Below are 4,489 nucleotides of genomic sequence, written 5' to 3'. Positions count from 1 at the left end.
CATCCGTGCTCAGCGCTTGTGCGTGAACCTCACGCTGCAGCCCGAACCGTGTCCCCGGAGAGCCGGTTAACGGATAGGGGGTTGTTCGACCAGATCTGGCGCCAGATCTGTTTGGGGAAGGCGGTGAACGCCAGCAGGTCGGTGCGGGCGTCCTCCAAGTGCGCGGCGACCTTGGGCATTTTGTCGCCCAGTGCGTCGATCACCCGGTCATATTGGGCTGCAACGGAGTCGGCGTCAGGCTGGTCGAACACCGAGTGCAACAAGGTGCGCACCCACGGCCAAGAGCTCTTGGGAGTAACCGCCATCAGATTGGTTGTGTAATGGGTGCGGCACCGCTGCCACGACGCTCCAGGCAAAGTGGCACCGATCGCGTTGACCAGCCCGGCGTGGGCATCCGAGGTGACCAGTCGCACCCCGCCCAGACCGCGGGCGGTCAACGATCGCAGGAACGTCAACCAGCCGGCCCCATCCTCGGCGGTGGTGACGTCAATACCCAGAATTTCGCGGTAGCCCTCGGCGTTGACCCCGGTCGCGATCAGGGCGTGCACGTTGACCACCCGGCCGGCCTCGCGCACTTTGAGCACCAGGGCGTCAGCAGCCATGAACGTGTACGGGCCGGCATCCAGCGGTCGAGTCCGGAAGGCTTCCACAGCGGCGTCGAGTTCTTTGGCCATCACCGACACCTGAGACTTCGACAGCGACGTGATCCCCAGGGTCTCGACGAGTTTGTCCATCCGCCGCGTCGACACCCCCAGCAGATAGCAGGTGGCCACCACCGTGGTCAGCGCCCGCTCAGCGCGTTTGCGGCGTTCCAGCAGCCAGTCCGGAAAGTACGAGCCGTGGCGCAGCTTGGGGATCGCAAGATCCAACGAGCCTGCCCGGGTGTCGAACTGGCGCTGCCGATAGCCATTGCGCTGATTCGTGCGCTCGGCGCTGCGCTGGCCATATCCGGCACCACACAGGGCGTCGGCTTCTGCACCCATCAGGGTATGGATGAACGTCGCCAACAACTCGCGCAGCACGTCGGGGTGGCAGCTAGTGAGTCGTTCGGCCAACACGGCGGGCAGGTCGATATCGTGGGCAGTGGTCATCGCGTGTATTCCTTTGCTCGAGTGACTTTGACGGGTCTCTCGAAGAATCACGCGATGACCTTCAATCACTCGGCTACGACACGCCGGGCCCAACGATCAACCCCGACTCGTACACCACTCTGCTGGACGCAACCGCCAGCGCACAGCACTGACTGCGGACATAGGTCGGCACAGGCCCAAGCTCAACGCGCTAACTCGAGGGCGCCAGAGCCCGCGGCTAGCGCGCTGCGGCCCCATCCCGATCACAACGCTCTAAGGATCAGCAGAAACATCAGAATGCGGGCCAGTCCCCCGTTGAGGTTCCATCTGCCGTGAACGCGCCCTGATGCAGCGACGAAATCTTGTCGGTGGGCGGTCATAGTATGAGGGCGTCGGTTCAAGCGGGAACGTTTGAGCGGCAACCATTGAACAGAGTCCTGGCCGGTAGCCGGGACGTGAGCCCGGGAAGGGGCGAGGTTGATGTTCTTCTATATCGAGGACGACGTTCCGGTGTTTGTCGAGGATCTGACGTTGGAGCAGGCGCGGTATCTGTTGGCGCGCACCGAGGGTGAGCTTCCGTTGGCGTACAACTGGGCGCACCGGCAGGCGTTGAAGCTTGACGTCTATGAGCTTCAGGGTCAGATCGAGTGGCTGGAATCGGAGCGGGCGGCCCAGGTCACCGTCGAGGCTGCTGAAGATCACGCCCACGACCTCTACGTCGACTACGTGATTGGAGCGTGATCGACATGCCAAGTGATCGCGACAATCGACGTCTCGGCGTCACCGAGAGAGACCCCACCGGCAGCGAATTCGATGGCTACGCGCAGCCGACACCCCCCGGCGAATGGCGCTATGTGCTCGATGAGCACGGAGTGAAATATCGGCGCCAAGGCTGGCCGTTCGGCCGAGAGCCCAGCCGAGTAACCGCGAACTACACGGCCAAGCACGGCACCCGCCAAGAAGCAAACCTCGTGCCGACGGGCGTGCGCGTATCACCCGCCACCGACTACCGGTCGTGGCGCAACGAATACGTGCTGCTATACCCAGGCCGATTGCATGAATACGGCACCGATGACGGGACCACCGAGTTCGCACACGCCTACCTGAACTTGTGGGTTCGTGAGCAGGGCCTCGGCGGCATCATCGTGCCCCGCGTCGAGGTCGAACTCGACATGCAAAATGCCGCCGTGCGCGTATCCGACGAGTGCCCTGAACAGGTCCGCGAGCAGGCAACAGTGAAAGCGGCCCGGCTGCTGGCGTTCCTGCTCGAGCACCGGCAAAAGGCGCGCAAACCACGAAGCCGGCGCACACCAGTCACCGCCTACGACCTCTGGGCCAAGCAGCAAGCGCACGGCCACTGAGTTCACACAACTGGGGACCACGCCACCGTGGCGCCAGCGTTGATGTTTGGCGAGGCCTGGTCGACCCGGTGAGGCGTTAGCAACGGACGGCGAATTAGCAAGGGATTCAACAACAATCACGCATTGCGGGTCGTCAATTGTGTCAGTGTGCGGCGATACCATCTAACACGTCGGGCACATAGCTCGACGCCGATGAGTCCCCGGCCGGTAGCCGGGGCGTGAGCCCGGAAAGGGGCAAGGAGAGGCTTGGTTATGGCGAACTATTACGGCGCGGGCCGCACCAACGCCTTTGCAGTCAAGGATGTCCAAGCATTGAAAGATGTCCTGGAAAGCCACGATTTCACGGTTGAGGAGACTGCCCCAGGGCGGGTGGTCATCTTGGCCGACGACCCCGACGGTGGTGGCTACTGGTCACGCTGGACATACGACGAAGTCAGCGGCGAAGACCACGAGTTGTTCGTGCCGGACCTGATCGCCGAGCACTTGCAGGACGGGCAGGTCGCGGTGTTCGTCCACGCCGGAGCCGAGAAGCTCCGGTATATAACGGGATACAGCATTGCAGTGCACTCAGATGGCCGCCAGGTCAGGATCGACCTCGACGACATCTACACCGATGCGGCGGCGCTATTCGGCGTCGCCCAACAGTCGATCCCGCACGCGTGCTACTAAGCCCACGGTTTGGAGCTTGCCGCCTCGCGCTGGCCGAAGGGCTCGGCCGGCGCGAGGCGGTGGTTGCGCAGGATCGAGAGAGCGCCGGTCTTTGGTGCAGCCACCAGCCCCCAGCACCTGCCTCGCCCGCGGCCGGCCGTTGGCCATTGTGTGACCAACAACCCTAAGCGGGCATCGGTCGTCGGCCAGCGGCGGCGAAGGTGTCGACACTGGCCCCCTTTTTTTGATGGCCGCGGGGGCTGCTAACGGCCGGTGCATCCAAAGGGCTGTGGTGATCTGCGCTGGGGACCGTTAGTGCGTCGAGGTGGGGTTGCAGATCTGGCGGGGCGCCAATGCCTCCTGTGGGCTGTGTCGCTTTCTATCCTGTCAACCCGGCTCGTCCATGATTGAGACGAACAGTTTTGTAATGTCTGGAAACAAGCGGGGGATGTGCACAAAGAATGCAAGAACAAGAGCGGGAGTTCGTCAAGGGGGATCGGGTTGTATGGCACGGGGTCGAGCGATGGGGCGAAATGCCTGGACCTGATTACGGGGTTGTCGATAGAGCTCTACGAGGTGTCGATGGCACGAGTTACGTTGTGCGTCAGGTGAATCGTCATGGCACTGTGAGTGAGCGAATCGTGCATTGGTCACGTCTTGCTTTACGCTCCGACTGAGCAGGCTGGGCGCGGTGAACCGTCCCGGGTTTCGTCCGCACCTTCTGTTGAGGGAAGGATGGCGCGATGGCGAGCAGGTACGACGCGAACACTAAGGCGCGGGCGGTGCGACTGGTGCGCGCGCACGCCGGCGACTATGAGACCGAGTGGGCGGCGATGAAGGCGATCTCGGCGCGGTTGGGAATGAGCGCAGAGACGTTGCCGTAAGTCAGTGTTGCAAATCAACGACCAGTCGAGCTGGCCCGTCGAGCACTGAGACAACGGAAAGGCACCTGAGAGCGCAGACGTGCGCAGGTATCGGGAAGCAGGACGCCTCAATTGGGTGGTGGGGTTGTGAAGGCAAGCGTTGAAAGTATGAGGGGCAGCGTCAGCTGTCCCGTACTGCCGCGCCGGAAAGGAGGAAAGACCTTGCGCCATAGTCGAAATGGGGTGATAGTACGAAAAGCATTGGGATACAATGGAGTAAGCGGCGCAGCCGCGAGCTGGCATGAAACAACCGGTAATGCAACGATATTCGACAAGGAGGCGAAGCCGAAGAATGGGTCGCACGAAACCCAAATCAACACAACAACATACAGCGACGTAACCCGGTCGCGGCGAAGCCGCGACCGCAACCATCCACCACATCGAAAAGACAACGCGCACAACATAATTGACCCGCAACGGGGGTAGCCGGCCGGAGGCCGGCGTGCGTCGTCGGCGCTTGCGCCGGCGGTCTCCGCTGCGGCGAAGC

General features: G+C 62.6%; 3 protein-coding genes and 2 pseudogenes. 4 read left to right on the top strand and 1 reads right to left on the bottom strand.

Going from position 1 to position 4,489, the window contains the following annotated elements; genetic code table 11:
- Window positions 1–77: 77 nt before the first annotated feature.
- A pseudogene (locus AWC14_RS10165) lies at window positions 78–1,091 on the bottom strand (IS256 family transposase); the annotation flags it as partial.
- Window positions 1,092–1,550: 459 nt separating this feature from the next.
- Here AWC14_RS10165 and AWC14_RS10160 point away from each other — a divergent pair.
- The 4 genes and pseudogenes from AWC14_RS10160 to AWC14_RS28620 form a co-directional block, all read left to right on the top strand.
- Window positions 1,551–1,811, top strand: a complete 261-nt coding sequence (locus AWC14_RS10160; protein ID WP_084024806.1) for a hypothetical protein — start codon at window positions 1,551–1,553, stop codon at window positions 1,809–1,811.
- Window positions 1,812–1,816: 5 nt separating this feature from the next.
- Window positions 1,817–2,431 (top strand): hypothetical protein, encoded by a 615-nt coding sequence (locus tag AWC14_RS10155; RefSeq protein ID WP_142281654.1) that lies wholly within the window; start codon window positions 1,817–1,819, stop codon window positions 2,429–2,431.
- Window positions 2,432–2,683: 252 nt separating this feature from the next.
- On the top strand, window positions 2,684–3,100 hold the full coding sequence (locus AWC14_RS10150) for a hypothetical protein (protein WP_084047307.1): 417 nt from the start codon (window positions 2,684–2,686) through the stop codon (window positions 3,098–3,100).
- 722 nt (window positions 3,101–3,822) lie between these two features.
- Window positions 3,823–3,957: pseudogene (locus AWC14_RS28620) on the top strand (IS3-like element ISMyma10 family transposase); the annotation flags it as partial.
- Window positions 3,958–4,489 lie beyond the last annotated feature (532 nt).

The organism is Mycobacterium kyorinense (assembly GCF_002101735.1).
Lineage (GTDB): Bacteria > Actinomycetota > Actinomycetes > Mycobacteriales > Mycobacteriaceae > Mycobacterium > Mycobacterium kyorinense.
This window is presented reverse-complemented; position numbering and strand designations above follow the sequence as displayed.